General features: G+C 66.4%; 17 protein-coding genes. 10 read left to right on the top strand and 7 right to left on the bottom strand.

What is annotated here, in order from left to right; all coding sequences use genetic code 11:
• Positions 1 to 23: 23 nt before the first annotated feature.
• From KF907_RS10455 to ald, 4 genes are all read right to left on the bottom strand, one after another.
• Complete coding sequence (locus KF907_RS10455; protein WP_291220076.1) at positions 24 to 395, bottom strand: CopL family metal-binding regulatory protein; 372 nt, start codon at positions 393 to 395, stop codon at positions 24 to 26.
• 19 nt (positions 396 to 414) lie between these two features.
• The gene (gene lolA / locus KF907_RS10450; protein WP_291220075.1) at positions 415 to 1,065 is read right to left on the bottom strand and encodes an outer membrane lipoprotein periplasmic chaperone LolA; all 651 of its coding nucleotides are present in this window, start codon (positions 1,063 to 1,065) and stop codon (positions 415 to 417) included.
• A gap of 84 nt (positions 1,066 to 1,149) precedes the next feature.
• Positions 1,150 to 3,471: a DNA translocase FtsK gene (locus KF907_RS10445; protein WP_291220074.1), complete on the bottom strand. Its 2,322-nt coding sequence runs from the start codon at positions 3,469 to 3,471 to the stop codon at positions 1,150 to 1,152.
• Between the two features lie 45 nt (positions 3,472 to 3,516).
• Positions 3,517 to 4,584: an alanine dehydrogenase gene (gene ald / locus KF907_RS10440; protein ID WP_291220073.1), complete on the bottom strand. Its 1,068-nt coding sequence runs from the start codon at positions 4,582 to 4,584 to the stop codon at positions 3,517 to 3,519.
• A gap of 203 nt (positions 4,585 to 4,787) precedes the next feature.
• Between ald and trxB the strand changes: the two genes are divergently transcribed.
• From trxB to aat, 3 genes are all read left to right on the top strand, one after another.
• Positions 4,788 to 5,750: a thioredoxin-disulfide reductase gene (trxB, locus tag KF907_RS10435; protein ID WP_291220072.1), complete on the top strand. Its 963-nt coding sequence runs from the start codon at positions 4,788 to 4,790 to the stop codon at positions 5,748 to 5,750.
• A 121-nt stretch (positions 5,751 to 5,871) separates the two neighbouring features.
• Entirely contained in the window at positions 5,872 to 7,017 is a 1,146-nt protein-coding gene (locus KF907_RS10430) for a GNAT family N-acetyltransferase (protein WP_291220071.1), read from the top strand.
• Entirely contained in the window at positions 7,014 to 7,781 is a 768-nt protein-coding gene (aat, locus tag KF907_RS10425; RefSeq protein ID WP_291220070.1) for a leucyl/phenylalanyl-tRNA--protein transferase, read from the top strand. Before KF907_RS10430 ends, aat begins: the two co-directional genes overlap by 4 nt.
• Here aat and infA read toward each other — a convergent pair.
• From infA to clpS, 3 genes are all read right to left on the bottom strand, one after another.
• A complete protein-coding gene (infA, locus tag KF907_RS10420; RefSeq protein WP_092409181.1) occupies positions 7,762 to 7,980 on the bottom strand; it encodes a translation initiation factor IF-1 in 219 nt (72 codons plus the stop codon). The genes aat and infA overlap by 20 nt on opposite strands.
• A 227-nt stretch (positions 7,981 to 8,207) precedes the next feature.
• Positions 8,208 to 10,487 (bottom strand): ATP-dependent Clp protease ATP-binding subunit ClpA, encoded by a 2,280-nt coding sequence (gene clpA, locus KF907_RS10415; RefSeq protein WP_291220069.1) that lies wholly within the window; start codon positions 10,485 to 10,487, stop codon positions 8,208 to 8,210.
• Between the two features lie 48 nt (positions 10,488 to 10,535).
• Positions 10,536 to 10,856 (bottom strand): ATP-dependent Clp protease adapter ClpS, encoded by a 321-nt coding sequence (gene clpS, locus KF907_RS10410; protein ID WP_291220068.1) that lies wholly within the window; start codon positions 10,854 to 10,856, stop codon positions 10,536 to 10,538.
• A gap of 98 nt (positions 10,857 to 10,954) precedes the next feature.
• Between clpS and KF907_RS10405 the strand changes: the two genes are divergently transcribed.
• The 7 genes from KF907_RS10405 (at position 10,955) to KF907_RS10375 (ending at position 19,340) form a co-directional block, all read left to right on the top strand.
• Complete coding sequence (locus KF907_RS10405) at positions 10,955 to 11,443, top strand: NUDIX hydrolase (RefSeq protein WP_291220067.1); 489 nt, start codon at positions 10,955 to 10,957, stop codon at positions 11,441 to 11,443.
• Between the two features lie 126 nt (positions 11,444 to 11,569).
• Positions 11,570 to 12,676: a tRNA 2-thiouridine(34) synthase MnmA gene (gene mnmA / locus KF907_RS10400; protein ID WP_291220066.1), complete on the top strand. Its 1,107-nt coding sequence runs from the start codon at positions 11,570 to 11,572 to the stop codon at positions 12,674 to 12,676.
• Between the two features lie 4 nt (positions 12,677 to 12,680).
• Positions 12,681 to 13,304: a high frequency lysogenization protein HflD gene (gene hflD, locus KF907_RS10395; RefSeq protein ID WP_291220065.1), complete on the top strand. Its 624-nt coding sequence runs from the start codon at positions 12,681 to 12,683 to the stop codon at positions 13,302 to 13,304.
• Between the two features lie 442 nt (positions 13,305 to 13,746).
• Complete coding sequence (locus tag KF907_RS10390; RefSeq protein WP_291220064.1) at positions 13,747 to 14,847, top strand: Glu/Leu/Phe/Val dehydrogenase dimerization domain-containing protein; 1,101 nt, start codon at positions 13,747 to 13,749, stop codon at positions 14,845 to 14,847.
• Positions 14,848 to 14,883: 36 nt separating this feature from the next.
• Positions 14,884 to 16,041: an isovaleryl-CoA dehydrogenase gene (locus tag KF907_RS10385; protein ID WP_291220063.1), complete on the top strand. Its 1,158-nt coding sequence runs from the start codon at positions 14,884 to 14,886 to the stop codon at positions 16,039 to 16,041.
• Positions 16,042 to 16,209: 168 nt separating this feature from the next.
• A complete protein-coding gene (locus KF907_RS10380) occupies positions 16,210 to 17,883 on the top strand; it encodes a DUF1800 domain-containing protein (protein ID WP_291220062.1) in 1,674 nt (557 codons plus the stop codon).
• Positions 17,884 to 17,894: 11 nt separating this feature from the next.
• Positions 17,895 to 19,340, top strand: coding sequence for a DUF1501 domain-containing protein (locus KF907_RS10375; protein ID WP_291220061.1), 1,446 nt, complete (start codon positions 17,895 to 17,897; stop codon positions 19,338 to 19,340).
• Positions 19,341 to 19,355: the final 15 nt, after the last annotated feature.

Genomic DNA, 19,355 nt, shown 5'->3' with positions numbered 1-19,355 from the left:
GTTCGGCCGCGATGCGCGGCGGATCAGGCGATCGGAGGTCGCAACGGCAGGCTGGCGCGTGCGGATGCCGGCAAGCCGGCATCGAAGGCGTCGCGGTCGACGCGTGCCGGGGCCGAGACGACCCGCCATGCCACCGGTGCGAGCGCCGCGGCGGCGGCGAAATCACAGGCGCAGGTCTTGCCGCAGCAGTCGTGCGCTGCGCCCTGCCCAACCGCGTCGGGCTGGTCCATGCCGGAACCGGCGCCGCCATGGCAGGGCATGTCGGTGTCGGCCATCGCATCGAGCTCGGCCGCCCCACCCTGCACATGCATCGCATACGCCGACACACCGATGCCGTTCGCGACCAGGGCGAACACGAGCAGCAGGCGCAGGACGATGGCCGGGAAGCGTGGCATCGGTCGATCGTAACGCGTTTCAGTCGAGCAGCGGGATGACTTCCGCATCCTTGCCCGGATCGCCGACCACGTCGACGCCGGGTGGCGGGGTGAAGCGGAAGGTGTCGTCCGGCAGTTTCGGGTTGCGCTGCCAGCCGGAAAAGCGGATCTCGGTGGTGTTGCCGAGTGCGTCCTCGAAACGCATGCGCGCCAGCGCGCCGTCGTGGTCGAAGCCGAGTTCGGCGAACGCGAATTCGGCTTCATCGGCCTTCGGCACGAGGCGCAGCCAGGCAAACCCTTCGCGCTCGCCGGCCTCGCTCGCGGTGAAGTCGGCATCGAGGCGCGAGAGGTCGGTCAGCACCGTCAGTGGACTCTGTGCCTCCTCCGCACTCTGACTGCGCACGCTGGCCTGCATGAGATCGGGGTCGTAGACCCATACGCGCGCGCCGTCGGCAACGATGGTCTGCTCGAATGGCGCCGTGGTCTGCCAGCGGAACTGGCGCGGCGCCTTGAGCGCCAGCGTGCCCCGCGACGGCTCGCCACGGCTGCCTCTGGCACCGGTCACCGACTGCTCGAATGCGCCGCTCAGCGAATGCAGGTCCTGCGCAAACGACTGCATGCGCACGCGCGCGTCATCGGCGTTCGCCGAAAGCGGCAGCAGGAGCGCAAGAAGAACCAGCAGGCGCAACATATGGGATGTTCCTCTTTCACCGGTGGCAACCACGCCATGGATGGCGGAAGCCTGTAGGAGCGCCTTCAGGCGCGATTCGTTCCGTCAATCCCTCGGCGGCGGCGGCGCGATGACCGTGCGATTGCCATTGTGCTCCGGGCCACTGACGACGCCGTCGCGTTCCATCTGCTCGATCAGGCGCGCGGCGCGGTTGTAGCCGATGCGCAGGTGGCGCTGCACACCCGAGATCGAGGCACGGCGTGTCTCGGTGACGATGCGTACCGCCTTGTCGTACAGCGCGTTGTCCTCGCCGCCCTCACCTTCGTCGGCGTCCTGCGGCAAGCCGGTCTCGCCGATCACGCGGCCATCGCCCATCGACTGGGTCTCCTCGAGCACGCCCTCGATGTAGTCGGGCGCACCCTGCGCGCGCAGCCATTCGACGACCTTGTGCACCTCGTGGTCGTCGACGAAGGCGCCGTGCACGCGCTCGGGCGTGGCCGTGCCGGGCGGCAGATACAGCATGTCGCCGTGGCCGAGCAGGGTTTCCGCGCCGGACTGGTCGAGGATCGTGCGCGAGTCGATCTTCGACGATACCTGGAAGGCGATGCGGGTCGGAATGTTGGCCTTGATCAGGCCGGTGATGACGTCGACCGAGGGGCGCTGCGTGGCCAGGATCAGGTGCACGCCGGCGGCACGCGCCTTCTGCGCGAGGCGTGCGATCAGTTCCTCGACCTTCTTGCCGACGATCATCATCATGTCGGCGAACTCGTCGATGATGACGACGATGTACGGCAGTGGCTTGAGCGGCTCGGCCTTCATCGACGGCTGCGAGGCGTCCGGGCGGAACAGCGGGTCGAGCAGCGGCTGGCCACGCGCGTCCTCGTCCTTGACCTTCTTGTTGAAGCCGGCAAGGTTGCGCACGCCGACCGCAGCCATGAGCTTGTAGCGACGCTCCATCTCGGCGACGCACCAGCGCAGCGCGTTGGCGGCCTCCTTCATGTCGGTGACGACCGGCGCGAGCAGGTGCGGAATGCCCTGGTAGACCGACAGCTCGAGCATCTTCGGGTCGATCATGATCATGCGCACGTCTGCGGCGCTGGCCTTGTACAAGAGGCTCAGCACCATCGCGTTGAGCGCCACCGACTTGCCCGAGCCGGTGGTGCCGGCGACCAGCAGGTGCGGCATCTTGGCGAGGTCGACCACGTGCGGACGCCCGCCGATGTCCTTGCCGAGCGCGAGCGCGAGCGGCGACTTGGTCGCGTCGTACTTGTCCGAGCGCAGGATTTCCGAAAGGTAGACGATCTCGCGGTTGGCGTTCGGGATCTCCAGACCGATGACCGACTTGCCGGGAATCACGTCGACCACGCGCACGCTCATCACCGACAGGCCACGGGCGATGTCCTTGTCGAGGCTCGAAATCTGGCTGCCCTTGACGCCGGCCGCCGGCTGCATCTCGAAGCGCGTGACCACCGGTCCGGGAAACACGCCCACCACCTGGGCGTCGATGCGGAAGTCCTTGAGCTTCAGTTCGACCTGGCGCGACAACGCCTCGAGGGTCTCCTCGGAATAGCCCCTGGCCTGCTGCTTGGGCTCGTCGAGCAGGGCCAGTGGCGGCAGTTCGCCTTCGCCGGAAGCGCCGGAGAAGAGCGGGATCTGTGTCTCGCGATGGGCGCGCTCGCTTTTTTCGATCGGCGCGAGCACCGGCTCGATGCGGATCGGTTCGCGCTTCGACTGCCTGACCGTTTCGACCTTGCGCACGACCTCGCGCTCGACGCGCGCCTGGCGCGCCGCGCTCCAGTCCTCGGCACGCCTGGACTTGGCGACGATCCAGTTGAATGCGCTGATCAGGCCACGACCGATCGCATCCATCACGCGGAACCACGAAATGCCGGTGGCCAGCGTGGTGGCGACGAGAAACAGGGCAAGCAGGAACAGGGTCGCTCCTGAGAAGCCGAAGCCGTTCACCAGGGAGCCGCCGATCAGCGCGCCGAGCACGCCACCGGATTGGGCTGGCAGGTCGCTCGGCCCACCGAAATGCAGGTGGGCGAGCGCCGCACCGGAAATGAAGAAGGCGATGCCGCCGATCAGGCGCAACGCGGGTTCGAGAGGGGTGTGCTCGGCCCTGCCCTCGCGCAGCACGCCGGCACCGATCACCAGCAGGAGTGCCGGGAAGGCGTAGGCAAGCACGCCGCAGAAGTACAGCAGCAGTCCGGCGATCCAGGCGCCGATCGCGCCACCGAAGTTGCCGATCGGACGGTCGGCCTGCCCCGCGTACGCCCAGCTCGGGTCGTACTTGTCATACGTCCACAGGCAGGCGAACAGGTAGATCGCCAGCGGCAGGAGCAGCAGGAAGCCAACCTCGCGCAGGCGACGCTGGACGGCGCCACTGAGCGGGGTCTTCTGCGGGGGTTTGGATTCGCGCGCCACGGCTCGAAGTTACCCGAAAACCGTGGCGCAAGCGATTGTTTTCAATCAGACAACCCCTTCGAGTGCTGGGTGCACGATCTTGCCGCCATCGACATTGACGCCGACCTTGAGCGGGGTGTAGTCGCGCCAGGCCGGGCCGCTGGCGAGGCGCAGCACGTACGGCAGGATCGCCGCCGAGATCGCCTGCGACGAGGTCTGCGGCACCGCGCCCGGCATGTTGGTCACGCAGAAGTGCGTCACGCCGTCGACCGTGTAGGTCGGCTCCTTCCAGGTCGTCGCCCGCGAAGTCTCGAAGCAGCCGCCCTGGTCGATCGAGATGTCGACCAGCACCGAACCCGGCTCCATCGACTTGACCATGTCGGCGGTGACGACGCGCGGGGCCTTCGCGCTCGGGATCAGCACGGCACCGATCACGAGGTCGGCGTTGCGGATCTCGCGTGCCACGGTCTCCTCGTACGGATACAGGGCAGTCACGTTCGGCGCGAGGTTCATCATCTCGCGCAGGCGGTCCGGGCGCTTCTCGAAGACGATGACATTGGAGCCGCCCGCGGCGGCCAGCTCGGCCGAGTTGCGCCCGGCAGCACCGGCGCCGAAGACGATGACCTTGCCGCGCTCGGTCGACGGCAGGCCACCGAGCAGCTTGCCCTTGCCGCCTTCCGGCTGGTGCAGCAGATGGGTGCCGACCTGGGTGGCGATGCGGCCGGCGATGATCGACATCGGCGCGAGCAGCGGCAGCGAACCGTCGGCTTCCTCGACCGACTCGAAGGCGACGCCGGTCAGGCCGATCTCGAGCAGGCGCTTCGTCAGTGCCGGCTCGGCGGCGAGGTGCAGGTAGCAGAACAGCAGGTGGTCCTTGCGCAGCAGGGCAAGGTCGCCGGCGATCGGCTCCTTGACCTTGACGATGAGCTGGCCGACTTCATACAGCGCAGCCGCATCGGCCACGACCTTGACGCCGTTGCGCTCGAAGTCTGCATCGCTGAAGCCGCTTTTCAGGCCGGCGCCGGACTGGATATAGACCTCGTGGCCACGGCGCACGAGATCGGAGCACGCGGCAGGCACGAGGGCCACGCGACCTTCGAGCGTCTTCGTCTCGGACGGAATACCGATGCGCATTGGATTCTCCAGATAGATGGGTTGCCGCAGGCGTGCGGCATGCGTGTGCAGCGAATGTCACGGGCCTGCGAACGAAGCAGGCATGCCTTGATTCAGCCGGAGCTTCCCCCCATCCTGCCGGTCTGTCGCGGACGTTCCAGTGCCGCGCGCGACAACCTTCAAACCGCCACGAACAGGCCGGAAAAAAGCGGCCGGGATTATACATGACCACTCCGAAGCACACGCGCCTCCTCATCCTCGGCTCAGGCCCCGCCGGTTGGACCGCGGCGATCTATGCAGCCCGCGCGAACCTCAAGCCGACGCTCATCACCGGCCTCGCCCAGGGTGGCCAGCTGATGACCACCACCGAGGTCGACAACTGGCCCGGCGACGTCGAGGGCCTGCTCGGTCCGGCCCTGATGGAGCGCATGCAGAAGCACGCCGAACGCTTCGACACCGAGATCGTTTTCGACCACATCCACAGCGCCGACCTGCGCGACCGCCCGCTGCGCCTGAAGGGCGACAACGGCGAGTACACCTGCGACGCTCTGGTCATCGCCACCGGCGCCACCGCGATGTACCTCGGCCTCGATTCCGAGGAAAAGTTCAAGGGCCAGGGCGTATCCGCCTGCGCGACCTGCGACGGCTTTTTCTTCCGCGACCAGGACGTCGCCGTCATCGGCGGTGGCAACACCGCGGTCGAGGAAGCACTTTACCTGGCCAACATCGCGAAAAAGGTCACCCTGGTGCACCGCCGCGACAAGCTGCGCGCGGAGAAGATCCTGCAGGACAAGCTGTTCGAGAAGGAACGCGCCGGCAAGATCGAGATCGTCTGGAACCATGCCGTCGACGAGGTGCTCGGCGACGCCACCGGCGTCACCGGCCTGCGCCTGAAGGACACGCAGGGCGGCAGCACGCGTGAGATCGCCGTCAGCGGCATGTTCGTCGCCATCGGCCACACGCCGAACACCGGCCTGTTCGAAGGCCAACTCGCCATGCGCAACGGCTACATCACGATCCGTTCCGGCCTCGATGGTGGCGCCACCGCGACCAGCGTGCCCGGCGTGTTCGCCGCCGGCGACGTCGCCGACCAGGTCTACCGCCAGGCCATCACTTCCGCCGGCTTCGGCTGCATGGCCGCGCTCGATGCGGAGAAGTATCTCGACAAGCTCGGCCTGGCCGGGTAAGGCCGGAGCGCATTCACGGGCAACGGATGTTGCGAGAACGTGGAAGCATCGCCCCTGAAGGGGCTCCTACGGGAGATCGCGTTTCATGCAGGAGCCCGTTCACGGGCGATCCGGGATCACGATGAATGCGCGCTTCCACGAGCGGCTCGACGAGATCTCCGCGGCGGCGTGGGATGCGCTCGGTGCGCATGCGAATCCGTTCACCGCGCACGCCTTCCTCGCCGGGCTCGAGCAGACCGGTTGCATCGACCGCCACGCCGGCTGGCAGGCGCATCACCTTGGCCTGTACGAAGGCGACACGCTCGTCGCAGCCGCGCCGCTCTATCTCAAGGGCAATTCGCATGGTGAGTTTGTGTTCGACCGGTCGTGGGCCGGAGCGTATGCGCGGCATGGGCTCGACTACTACCCGAAGCTGCTCGGTGCGGTGCCGTACTCGCCGGTGACCGGGCCGCGCTTGCTGGCGGGTGCCGGGGATGGTGTGCAGGGGCGATGCGCTGCGCTGGTGGGGGCGATCACGCAGGAGGTCGAGCGCCTTGGTTTGTCGTCGGCGCATGTGAACTTCGTGGACGACATCGATACCGCCATCCTCGACGACCTCGACTGGCTGCCCCGCTTCGACTGGCAGTTCCACTGGCACAACCGTGGCTGGCCGGATTTCGAGGCCTTCCTCGGGGCGCTGACCGCGAAGAAGCGCAAGAACATCCGCCACGAACGCGCCCAGGTGGCGCGCGCCGGCATCACCTGCGAGGTCCGCCATGGCGACGAACTCGACGATGCCGACTGGCGCGCGCTGCACCGGCTTTACCTGGCAACCTTCGATGCGCACGGCAACCATGCGGCGCTGACTTCGGCATTCTTCCGTCATCTCGGTGTGGCAATGCCACGCCAGGTCGTGGCGATCCTGTGTCGGCGCGGCGGCGCGCTGGTCGCGATGGCGCTGTGCCTGCGCGGCCATGACACGCTGTACGGCCGCTACTGGGGCGCGAGCGAACACGTGCCCGGCCTGCACTTCGAAGCCTGCTACTACCAAGGCATCGACTACTGCCTGCGCCATGGCCTTGCCCGCTTCGAGCCGGGCGCACAGGGCGAGCACAAGATCGCGCGCGGCTTCCTGCCGGTACGCACACGCTCGTTCCATTTCATCGCCGACCCGCGTTTCCGTGCCGCAATCGCCGACGCGCTGCGGCGCGAAGCGGTTGCGCTCGAACGCTACCATGACGATCTGCTCGCACATTCTCCGTATGCCGGGCGGGACGAGGCCGCATGATCCCGATCCTCGCCGGCGACACGCCCTTCCCGCCGGTCGACCAGGCGCTCGCGGAACCGAACGGCCTGCTCGCTGCCGGTGGCGACCTGTCCGTGCCACGCCTGCTCGACGCGTATGCGCGCGGCATCTTTCCGTGGTTCTCACCTGGCGGACCGATCCTCTGGTGGTCACCGGATCCGCGCATGGTGTTCGACACCGGCGCGATGCACCTGCCGCGACGCCTGCGCCGCTGGTTGCGCGCTTGTCCGTGGACGATCTCGGCCGATCGTGCTTTCGAATCAGTCATGCGCGCCTGCGCGGCGCCACGCGCCGGCCAGCGCGGTACCTGGATCACGCACTCGATGCTCGAGGCCTATGTGCGCCTGCACGGGCTTGGACATGCGCATTCAGTCGAGGTCTGGGACGGCGGCGAACTCGTCGGCGGCATCTACGGCGTCGCACGCGGACGCATGTTCTTCGGCGAATCGATGTTCAGCCGACGCGACCATGCCTCGAAGGTCGCCCTGCTCGCGCTGGCCGACGGCCTCGCCCGTGCCGGCTTTCCGCTGCTGGACGCGCAGGTCAGTTCGGACCACCTCGTCACGCTCGGCGCATACGAGCTGCCACGCGCGGCGTTCAGCACGCACATCGAGGCGCTCGTCGCCCGATCGGAGCGCGAGGGTTCGTGGGAGGAAGGTTTCGTCGTCGGCGAGGCGCGCAGCCTCGCGGAGTGTCATGCCAAAGGGGCGCCGGCGGCGCCCGCGCCTACTTCATGCGGTAGGTGATGCGACCCTTGGTCAGGTCGTATGGCGTCATCTCGACCTTGACCTTGTCGCCGGTCAGGATGCGGATGTAGTTCTTGCGCATGCGCCCGGAGATATGGGCGGTGACCACGTGGCCGTTCTCAAGCTTCACGCGGAACATGGTGTTGGGCAAGGTCTCGAGGACCGCACCTTCCATTTCGATGACGTCGTCTTTGGACATTTTTCCCGGCTTGGGTTGGGCTGCCGCGGGGCGAAAGGGGGCGCATTCTACACGATCGGGCGTGGAGCGCATGGTGGGCGGCCCCCACCGTCGAAACACCGGGGCAAACCCGTTCGCGGCCGGCGGCATTGCCGTGCAGGAGCCCCTTCAGGGGCGATGCTCCTTCTGAACAACCTCCAAAGAAGGAGCATCGCCCCTGAAGGGGCTCCTGCAACGAGGAAATCCGCTCAATCCACCGGAACCGGCATCTTCTCGGCCTGTTCGCAGTCCACCGCCAGCGTGTCATCCCGCAACGACAGGTGCACCTTGCCGCCGTCGGCGAGCTTGCCGAACAGCAGTTCGTCCGCCAGCGCGCGCTTGATGTGGTCCTGGATCACGCGCGCCATCGGCCGTGCGCCCATGGTCGGGTCGAAGCCATGCTCGGCCAGCCAGCGACGCGCGGCGGCGTCGACATCGAGACTGACGTGCTTTTCCTGCAGTTGCAGTTCGAGCTCGATCAGGAACTTGTCGACCACGCGCAGGATGTGCTCGAAGTCGAGTGCACCGAACTGCACGACCGCATCGAGACGATTGCGGAATTCCGGCGTGAAGGTCTTGCGGATCGTCTCCATCGCGTCGGTGGCATGATCCTGTTCGACGAAACCGATCGTGCGCCGCGCCGCGACCTGGGCACCCGCATTGGTCGTCATCACCAGGATGACGTTGCGGAAGTTCGCCTCGCGGCCATTGGTGTCAGTCAACACGCCGCGGTCCATGATCTGCAGCAGCACGTTGTAGACGTCCGGATGCGCCTTCTCGATCTCGTCGAGCAGGAGCACGCAATGCGGATGCTTGACGATCTGCTCGGTCAGCAGGCCGCCCTGGTCAAAGCCGACATAGCCCGGCGGCGCGCCGATCAGGCGCGATACCGAATGCGCCTCCATGTACTCGGACATGTCGAAGCGCACCAGCTCGACGCCAAGCTGCAGGGCGAGTTGGCGCGTGACCTCGGTCTTGCCGACGCCGGTCGGGCCGGCAAACAGGAAATTGCCGATCGGCTTGTTCGGGTTGCCGAGTCCAGATCGCGCCATCTTGATCGCGCTGGCCAATGCATCGATCGCCGCGTCCTGGCCGAACACGACCATCTTCAGGTTGCGGTCGAGATTGCGCAGCACGTCGCGGTCGGACGCGGACACCTGCTTCGGCGGGATGCGCGCCATGCGCGCGACGATGTACTCGATCTCGGCAACATCGACCGTACCGCTGCGCTGGTTCTCCGGCAGCAAGCGTTGGCGCGCGCCGGCTTCGTCGATGACATCGATGGCCTTGTCGGGAAGCAGGCGATCGGCGATGTGCTTGACCGAAAGATCCACGGCAGCCTTCAGCGCCTCGCCGGTGTACTCGACGTGGTGATGCTCCTCGAATCGCGACTTCAATCCTTTGAGGATCTCGATACTGTCGGCGACCGAGGGCTCGACCACGTCGATCTTCTGGAAGCGCCGTGCCAATGCACGGTCCTTCTCGAACACGCCGCGGTATTCCTGGAACGTGGTCGAACCGATGCAGCGCATTTCGCCCGAGGCGAGCATCGGCTTGATCAGGTTGGATGCGTCCATCGTGCCACCCGAGGCCGAACCGGCACCGATGATGGTGTGGATCTCGTCGATGAACAGAATCGCGCCGGGTTCCTTCTTCAGTTGCCCGATGACGGCCTTGAGGCGCTTCTCGAAATCGCCGCGGTACTTGGTGCCAGCCACCAGTGCACCGAGGTCGAGCGCGTAGATCGTCGCGTCCTTAAGCACCTCGGGCACGTCACCCTCGACGATGCGCTTGGCCAGGCCCTCGGCGAGCGCGGTCTTGCCGACGCCGGCCTCGCCGACATACAGCGGATTGTTCTTGCGCCGCCGGCACAGCACCTGGATCGTGCGCTCGATCTCCTCGGCCCGACCGATCAGTGGGTCGATCTTGCCTTCACGAGCAAGCTCGTTGAGGTTGTTGGCGTACTCGGTCAGCGGATTGCCCTTCGGCTCCTCGCCACCCTCGCCCTCGCGCTGCCCCTCGGTGCCGGAGGTCTGTGACTGACCCTGTTCGTGGCCGAGCTTGGCCACGCCATGCGAGATGTAGTTGACCACGTCGAGGCGGTTCACGTCCTGCTGGGCGAGGAAATAGACCGCGTGCGAATCCTTTTCACCGAAGATCGCGACGAGCACATTGGCGCCGGACACCTCCTTCCTGCCCGAGGACTGCACGTGATAGACGGCACGCTGCAGCACGCGCTGGAAGCCGAGCGTCGGCTGGGTGTCGCGCTCGTCGCCGTGCGGCAACACGGGCACCGTCTCGACGATGATCGAGCGCAGATCGCGGCCGAGCCGGTCGAGATCGACGTTGCAGGCGCGCAGCACCGCGATCGCCGATGGATTTTCCAGCAGCGCCAGCAGCAGGTGCTCCACCGTCATGAACTCGTGGCGCTGCTCACGCGCCTCCTTGTAGCACTGGCCGATGGTGAGCTCGAGATCCTTGCTGAACATCCCGGATGCCTCTCTGGACGTGAATGCTGCGACGGATATGGGGAGCGCTCAGGCCTTTTCCATGGTGCACAGGAGCGGATGCTGGTGGCTGCGCGAGAACTCGTTGACCTGGGTGACCTTGGTCTCGGCGACCTCGCGCGTGTACAGCCCACATACGCCCTTGCCGCGGGTGTGCACGTGGAGCATGACCTGGGTGGCGCGCTCACGATCCATCGAAAAGAACGTCTCCAGCACGACGACGACGAAATCCATGGGCGTGAAATCGTCATTGAGGATCACCACCTGGTACATCGGCGGCTTCGCCACCTGGGGTGGAGCGACCTCGATGGCGGTACCGTGGCTGTGTTCGTGGTCGGGCGTCGGAGACATGCGCTCGCGCGGATGAACAGGATGCTGCGGCCAGTATAGGGTGCGGTGCCGCCGGTTCAAGCCGGATGCCGCGACCCATCCTGTAGACTGCGCGCCACATGAGCACTCCCCTTGCCGCAGAGAGCACCGGCCGCGACGACGATCGCTCCTGGTTCCCGCACGTCACCGTCGCTACCGTGGTCGCGCGCGACGGCCGCTTCCTGATGGTCGAGGAGCGTGCGCGCGGCCAGCTCGTGCTGAACCAGCCGGCCGGCCACCTCGAGCCCGGCGAGAGCCTGCAGGCCGCGGCGCTGCGCGAGACGCTCGAGGAAACCGGCTGGACGGTAGAGCTCGAACACCTGCTCGGCGTGCAGCAGTGGACCAGCCCACGCACGGGCAGCCATTTCGTGCGGCTCAACTTCGCAGCACGCCCGCTCGTCCACGACGAAAGGCGTACGCTCGACCAGGGCATCGTGCGCGCGCTGTGGATGAGCCGCGCCGAACTCGCCGCCGAGCAGGCCCGCCTGCGCAGCCCGCTCGTGCTCGACAGCATCGATGACTGGCTGTCGGGGAGGCGGCTGCCTTTGGATGCGGTGCGGTTGCTGTAGGAGTGCGGCCCGTGCGCGGTTCAGGCCTCGCGGAAATGCAATTGCGCACCGGCTGCGCTCCCACACTGCCATTGCCCTCGCACATCGTCCCTTGTCACTGATCGCCGGAATGCTGGACCCGCCACGATGAACCCACCCCGCAAGATCGTCGTCGGCATGTCCGGTGGGGTCGATTCCTCGGTCGCCGCGCTGCTGCTGGTGCGGGCCGGCGAGCAACCGGCCGGGATGTTCATGCAGAACTGGGAGGAGGACGAACGCCTCGGGCCCTGCCGTGCCGAGCAGGACCGCAAGGATGCCGTGGCCGTGTGTGCACGCCTCGGCATGCCAATCCATATGCGCAACTTCGCCGCCGAGTACTGGGACCAGGTCTTCAGCCACTTCCTCGCCGAGTACCGTGCCGGACGCACACCCAACCCGGACGTGCTGTGCAACCGCGAGATCAAGTTCAAGACCTTCCTCGAGCACGCGCGCGCGCTCGGCGCCGAACGCATCGCCACCGGCCACTACGCACGCATCGATAGCGTCGACGGCCGCTGGCGCCTGCTGCGCGGACGCGACGCCGGCAAGGACCAGAGCTATTTCCTGCACGCACTCGGCCAGGAGGCGCTGGCTGCCACCCTGTTCCCGATCGGCGAGTTGGAGAAATCCGAGGTGCGCCGGCTCGCTCTCGATGCAGGGCTGCCGACCCACGCCAAGAAGGACTCGACCGGCATCTGCTTCATCGGCGAGCGCGACCTGCGCGAGTTCCTGGGCCACTACATTCCGGCCCGCCGCGGCGAGATCCGCACGCCCGATGGCCAGGTGGTCGGTGAGCACGCCGGCGTCTGGTACTACACGCTCGGCCAGCGTGGCGGACTCGGCATCGGTGGGCGCAGCGACTCGAGCGGCGAACCTTGGTACGTGGTCGGCAAGGACGTCGCCCGCAACATCCTCTACGCCGTGCAGGGCAATGCAAACGAATGGCTGCTGTCGCGACACCTGCTCGCGCGTTCGGCAACCTGGATCGATGGCGGACCACCCGCCACCGAATTCGCATGCACGGCCAAGACACGCTACCGCCAGCCCGACCAGGCCTGCCGGGTCGCGGTCGTGGGCGACACGCTGCACGTCGCGTTCGACGAGCCGCAACGCGCGGTGACGCCGGGCCAGTCGGTGGTGTTCTATGATGGGGACGCCTGCCTCGGCGGCGGAGTCATCGAATGCAGCGACGCGCCCCTCGGAGGATGGAAGTAAGGCCATGCGTGAAGCACGCGTAATCGCTCTCGCCGGCGTGTTCCAGGCCTGCTCGCAGGTGCGCGAACTGGCCACCCAGGGGCGTGCCGATGCCGCAGTCGTCGAAGCCAGCATCGCCAGCATCTTCCGCATCGACAGCGACAGCGCCGCCGACGTCTTCGGTGGGCTCGAAGGCGTGCGGCATGGCCTCGAGGTGCTGCTCGCCAACCTCGACAGCCAACCGGCCGACACCGGCGTCGCCCAACTGGCGATCGGCGTGCTGCGCCTGGAACGCAAGCTCGCACGCCGTGGTGCCATGCTCAGGCAGCTCGGCGACGGCATCAAGGCGATCCAGCGCCAAGTCGACCACCTCGGTCTCGCTCACGCAACGGTGCAGGCCCGACTCGCCGGCCTGTACGGCGAAACCCTGTCGCAGATCACCCCGCGCATCATCGTCCATGGCAACCCGCTGCATCTCGGCGATGCGCGTCGGGTCGAACAGATCCGCGCCCTGCTCCTCGCCGCGGTGCGCGCCGCGGTGCTGTGGCGCCAGGTCGGTGGCAACCAGTGGCGCCTGCTGCTGCGCCGGCGCGAGTACGCGATGGTGGCCAGAGGGTTGCTGGCGCGCAGCACGCTGGACCGCGGCTAGGGATGTACTTGATCTATCCCACAACGGCGTCACCAGCCTGTGCCGGCGCAGATCAAGGCGCGACGACGAAGGCGGACTGGCCGTCTGTCGAGTCGGCGCAAGGCCAAGCTGCGCGCGCACTGGACGGCCGCAAGCTTTTGATTCCCAATGACGGGGTGAGATGCGCAAGGCCCGCAGGGCGGCGTGCGCGGCTCGCCCAGGCATCCAGCCTGCACTTCGCCACGCCCACCCCGCTGCGAACCTTGCGGATGTCATGACGCCATTGCGGGATTGATCAGCATCCCCAGGGTCACCGTACGACCGGCCACACCTGCCTCCCATCACGGCGCCGGCCGCGAGCACCACAGCGGACTTCGTTTAGACTACGCGCCCCCAAGCGCCGGCCAATCGCGAATTCCCTCCACGGCCAGGCGCCCGTCCATCCCTTCCGCGGAGTCCGTTCATGCTTTTCGAGACGCTTGCCACGACCGGCCACGAACAGGTCGTGTACTGCCACAACAAGGATGCAGGCCTCAAGGCGATCATCGCGATCCACAACACCGTGCTCGGCCCTTCGCTCGGTGGCCTGCGCATGTGGCCGTACAAGAGCGAGCAGGATGCACTCGACGACGTGCTGCGCCTGTCCCGCGGCATGACCTACAAGAATGCGGTCGCCGGCCTCAACCTCGGCGGCGGCAAGGCAGTCATCATCGGCGACCCGGCGAAGGACAAGTCCGAGGCCCTGTTTCGCGCCTTCGGCCGCTTCGTCGAATCGCTCAATGGCCGCTACATCACCGCCGAGGACGTCGGCATCGACGTCAACGACATGGAATGGGTGTTCCGCGAGACCTCGTTCGTCACCGGCGTGCACCAGGTCCACGGCGGCTCCGGTGACCCCTCGCCGTTCACCGCCTTCGGCACCCTGCAGGGTCTGATGGCCGCGCTCAACGCGCGCTTCGGCGATGAGGACGTCGGCAAGTACAGCTACGCTGTGCAGGGCGCGGGCCATGTCGGCATGGAGTTCATCAAGCTGTTGCGCGAACAGGGCGCGAAGGTATTCGTCACCGACATCAACAGGGAACTGGTCGACCGCGCTGTCGACGAGCACGGCTGCACCGCGGTCGGTATCGACGAGATCTACGACGTCGACGCCGACGTCTACAGTCCCTGCGCGCTCGGCGGCACGGTCAACGAGAAGACGCTCGACCGCCTGAAGTGCAAGGTCATCTGCGGTGCCGCCAACAACCAGCTTGCTTCCGATGCGATCGGCGATGAAGTCAAGCGCCGTGGCCTTTTCTATGCCCCGGACTACGCAGTGAACGCGGGCGGCGTGATGAACATCTCGCTGGAGATCGACGGCTACAACCGCGAGCGCGCGATGCGCATGATGCGTACGATCTACCACAACGTCGGGCGCATCTTCGAGATCGCACGGCGGGACGACATCCCGACCTACAAGGCCGCCGACCGCATGGCCGAGGAGCGCATCGCCGCGATCGGCCGCCTGCGCCTGCCCCATCTTGGCGTACCGCCGCCGAGCTTCCAGGGCCGCCGCGGCAACTGACGCCTCCCGCAAGTCCGCCATTGACGGAGAACCGCCATGCGACCCTTCAAGCTGTCCGAGGACATCGACGCACTGCGCGAGGCCGTGCAGGCCTTCGCCGACAAGGAAATCGCACCTCGCGCCGACCTGATCGACCGCGACAACGCGTTCCCGGCCGACCTCTGGCGCAAGCTCGGTGACCTCGGCCTGCTCGGCATCACCGTACCAGAGGAATTCGGCGGTGCCGGCCTCGGCTACCTCGCCCACGTGATCGCACTGGAGGAAATCTCGCGCGCTTCGGGTTCGGTCGGCCTGTCATATGGCGCACATTCGAACCTGTGCGTGCAGAACCTCTGCAACAACGGCAGCGACGCCCAGCGGCGCAGATACCTGCCCAAGCTGTGCAGCGGCGAGTGGGTCGGCGCACTGGCGATGAGCGAGCCGGGTGCCGGGTCCGACGTGGTCGGCTGCATGAGCTGCCGCGCCGAGCAGAAGGGTGACGTCTGGGTCGCCAACGGCTCGAAGATGTGGATCACCAACGGTCCCGACGCCGACGTGCTGCTGGTCTACATGCGCACCGCACCGAAGCCGGCCGGCAGCCGTTGCATGACCGCCTTCATCGTCGAGAAGGGCATGAAGGGGTTCAGCACCGCACAGAAGCTCGACAAGCTCGGCATGCGTGGCTCGAACACCTGCGAACTCGTGTTCGAGGACTGCGAGATCCCCGCCGAGAACATCGTCGGCCAGGTCAACGAGGGCGTGCGCGTGCTGATGAGCGGACTGGACACCGAGCGCCTGGTGCTCTCGGGCGGTCCGATCGGACTGATGCAGGCGGCACTCGACCTCACCCTGCCCTACGTGCGCGAACGCAAGCAGTTCAATGCCCCGATCGGCACCTTCGGCATCATGCAGGCCAAGATCGCCGACATGTACACGGCACTGCAGTCCTCGCGCGCCTTCGCCTACCGGGTCGCCGAAGACTTCGATGCCGGCGTGAAATCGCGCATCGACCCGGCCGCATGCCTGCTCAACGCCTCGCAAAACGCCGTGCGCGTCGCCCTTGAGGCGATCCAGGCCCTCGGCGGCAACGGCTACATCAACGAATACCCGGCCGGGCGCCTGCTGCGCGACGCCAAGCTGTACGAAATCGGTGCCGGCACCAACGAGATCCGCCGCATGCTGATCGGCCGCGAACTGTTCCACGGCAAGAGCTGAAGCGAGCGCGTGGATGCTGCTGCGCCCCGCCAGCGTCCCGCGGAAGCGAGAACCGCTTCGCAGGTTCGACGGCCCGGTTTCCACGACATCGCAGAATCTCGCCGTCGTTCACATTTCATGGCTATGATCCGCGCCTAGGCTCGCCACGGCTCCCGGGGAATATGTGTCATGACCAAGCGATGGCTTTTGCCGCTGGCCCTCTGCGCCAGCACGCTCTCCGTGCAACCCGCGCACGGCCTCCTCAACGACCGCCTGTTCGACCACAACTTCGAGGCCGCGACCGACCTGCCGGCCAATGATGCCGAGGCGGCGCGTTTCCTGACCCAGGCGACCTTCGGGCCGACCCCCGCCGAGATCGCGTATCTGCGCCAAGTCGGCTACTCGCGCTGGATCAAGCAGCAACTCATCGCGCCACCGACCCTGGTCCATCCGTACATGGAACAGGTGCATGCGGCGATGCAGGCGGCGACGCCGCAGCAGAGCGTCAGCCAGAACCAGCGCCTCGACCGCTGGTTCCACACGGCGATGACCGCACCGGATCAATTGCGTCAGCGCATGGCGTTCGCGTTGAGCCAGATCGTCGTCATCTCGGATCAGAACGGCACGCTCTCCGGCGAGCCGCGCCAGATCAGCCACTACTACGACATCCTCAGCACGTTCGGCCTCGACAGCTACCGCAACCTTCTGCAGCACGTGACGCTGAACCCGTCCATGGGCAAGTACCTCAGCCACTTCCGCAACCGCAAGGCTTCCGCCGACGGCACGCGCCAGCCCGACGAGAACTACGCGCGCGAAGTCATGCAGTTGTTCACGATCGGCCTGGTCGAGCGCAACCTGGACTTCTCGCCGATCCTGATCGGCGGCCAGAGCGTGCCGACCTACAACCAGAACGACATCACCAACCTGGCCAAGGTCTTCACCGGTTTCAACTACAACAACGCGACGACGATCAGCAACGGCACCAACAACCACCTGCCGATGACCTGCATCCAGAACGAGCACGACGTCACCGCCAAGCAGATCTTCGACCCGCCGATCCCGATCGCCGCCGGCCAGCAGTGCCTGAACGAAGTTTCCTATGTGCTCGACGTGCTGTCCCTGCACGACAATGTCGCCCCGTTCGTGGCGCGCCAGCTGATCCAGCGCTTCACCAGCAGCACGCCCTCGCCGGCCTACATCCAGCGCGTCGCGCAGAAATACAACAACAACGGCTGGGGCGAGCGCGCCGATCTCGGCGCGGTCATCATGCAGATCCTGCTCGACCCGGAAGCGCGCAACGCCCCGGGCCCGAACAGCGGCAAACCGCGCGAGCCGCTGCTCAAGCTGACCGCGTTGTGGCGCGCCTGGGGCGCGCAGGCACCGGCAGCCGATGCCTTCGGCAACATTCCGATGGGCATGACCAACCCGACCGGTACCTATGGCCAGCGCCCGCTCGGTGCCGATTCGGTGTTCAATTTCTACGAACCCGACTACAGCCAACCCGGCGCGGTGGCCGATGCCGGGCTCTACTCGCCCGAGTACCAGATCCTCAACGAAAGCACGATCACCACGACCGCAAACAGCCTGTACACCTACGGCTTCAACAGCTGGATCGGCATGACCAACCCGCCGACCACGCGGCCACTGCTCGACATCACACCACTGACCAACCTGGGCACGAACTACACCGCCATGGTAGACGAGGCCAACCGTCGGATGCTCTACGGTTCCATGTCGGCCGGCATGCGCACCTCGCTGATCAACGCGGTGACCTTCATGGCCAGCGATGTCAGCGCCTCCGAGCGCGCACGCTCGATCATCTACCTCGTGGCGATTTCGCCCGAATACGCCGTCCAGCGCTGAGGGCCAGGATCATGAGCAAGCATTCCGATTCACGCCGCAATTTCCTGCGTCAGCTCTCGTGCACGCTGTGCGCGGGCGGAGCCTCGGCCTTCCTGCCCCAGCTCGAACTGATCAGCTCGGCCGCTGCCCAGGGCAGCGTCGGCGGCTACCGTGCCCTCGTATGTGTCTACCTCGCCGGCGGCAACGATTCGTGGAACATGGTCGTGCCCTATGACCAGGCCCGCTACGACGTCTACGCTGCTTCGCGCAGTGGCGTCTACAACGCAAACAACAACACCGGCGGCCTCGCCCTCGCCCGCCCGGGCAACACCAACATGAACATCACCGATGCCGGCGGCAGCGGTACCTATTTCATGCACCCGGCCCTGACCGAGTTGCGCACCTTGTACAACCAGGGGCGGCTTGCCTTCCTGCCGAACATCGGCACCCTGGTACGGCCGATCACCAAGGCCGAGTACAACGCCAATGCGTCGCTGCGGCCACCGCAACTGTATTCGCACAACGACCAGGAAAACTTCTGGCACCTTGGTCGTGCCGCACCACACAACCGCGGCTGGGGCGGCCTCGTCGCCGACCGTGTGCGTGGCGACAACCTCTACCAGGCGCTGTCGCCCTGCATTTCGATCGGTGGCGCCAACCGCTTCGAGATGGGTGTGCAGACATTCCCGTACCAGATGTCGAGCAGCGGGGTGTCGGCACTGTCAGGCATCAACGCCACCGGCGCCAATGCCCAGCGCGAGATCGCCCTGGGCCAGCTGCTCGACGCCAGCTACGCCTCGCCGTATCAGCAGGAATACGCGTCCATCCTCAAGCGCTCGCGCGAACTCTACAACACCCTCAACGTCGGGCTTGGCACTGGCGGGGCAGGTGCAAACGCGTTCTTCGACACGCCGTTCAACGGCGTCACGCAAAGCTCGTTGCGCGACCAACTGCGCATGGTTGCGCGCATGATCAAGCTGAGTCGCACGATCGGCGCCGGCGTCGAGCACAAGCGCCAGATCTTCTACGTGCGCTACGGCGGCTTCGACCTGCACGACAACCTGATCACCAACAACGGCCACCAGAACCTGCTGCTGCGCGTCTCGCAGGCGCTCAACGGTTTCTGGAAGGCGCTGGAAGCGATCGGTGCGACCAATGAAGTCACCACGTTCACCATGAGCGAGTTCGCCCGCACGTTGTCGACCAACGGCAACGGCTCCGACCATGGCTGGGGTGGCATCCAGCTCGTCATGGGCGGCGCCGTGCAGGGCGGACGCTTCTACGGCACCTGGCCCGACCAGACTCTCAACGGCCCTGTCAGCTTCACGCGCGGACAGACGATTCCCTCCACCAGCGTCGACCAGATGGGCGCTACCCTGGCCCGCTGGATGGGCGTGACCTCGGACGCCGAACTGAACACGATCTTCCCGAACCTGCCGAACTTCTCCACCAACAATCTCGGCTTCATGCAGGCGTGAGTCGTCGACGGGATC

This window comes from Dokdonella sp., assembly GCF_019634775.1.
In the GTDB taxonomy this organism is placed as follows: domain Bacteria; phylum Pseudomonadota; class Gammaproteobacteria; order Xanthomonadales; family Rhodanobacteraceae; genus Dokdonella.
The sequence above is the reverse complement of the archived record's forward strand: the minus strand, read 5'-3'. Positions and strand labels throughout refer to the sequence as shown.